We start from the raw sequence: 608 nt of genomic DNA, 5'->3' as shown, positions 1-608 counted from the left end.
CGATGAAGGGGGTGGGGAGGGGGTAGGTGTTGCCGCCGAGGGAGACCTGGCGTTCGGCCATGACCTCCAGGAGGGCGGACTGGACTTTGGCGGGGGCGCGGTTGATCTCGTCGGCGAGGACGAAGTTGACGAAGACGGGGCCGAGTTCGACGTCGAACTGTTCGGTGGAGGGGTGGTAGATGCGGGTGCCGACGATGTCGGAGGGGACGAGGTCGGGGGTGAACTGGAGGCGGGCGAAGGTGCCGCCGACGACGTGGGCGAGGGTGTCGACGGCGAGGGTCTTGGCGACGCCGGGGACGCCTTCGACGAGGCAGTGGCCGCGGGCGAGGAGCGCGACGATCATGCGTTCGACCATGTGGTCCTGGCCGACGATGACCTTTTTGACTTCGGCGAGGGTGGTCTGCAGGAGGGCGGCGGCCTCGTCGACGTCGGTGGCGGCGATGGTCATGTGGGATTCCCTCACTGTCCCTTGGGTGCCGGGCTGGGCGCCTTTCGACCCTACGCGATCGCTTGTACCCGTTCGCGGGGGATACGTGCGCGGTGGGGGTGATCGGTTCGCGGGTGTGGTGGCGTGTCGGGGCTGGTCGGGGCGGTGTGCGGTGGTGCGG

At 69.1% G+C, this 608-nt stretch carries 1 protein-coding gene; it reads right to left on the bottom strand.

The genetic code is table 11. The features are described 5' to 3' along the window. A partial coding sequence (locus E1287_RS43410) for an AAA family ATPase (RefSeq protein ID WP_165969488.1) occupies positions 1-448 on the bottom strand: 448 nt, incomplete at its 3' end. Between the last annotated feature and the right edge of the window lie 160 nt (positions 449-608).

It is taken from the genome of Actinomadura sp. KC06 (assembly GCF_004348735.1).
Classification (GTDB): Bacteria; Actinomycetota; Actinomycetes; order Streptosporangiales; family Streptosporangiaceae; genus Spirillospora.
This window is presented reverse-complemented; position numbering and strand designations above follow the sequence as displayed.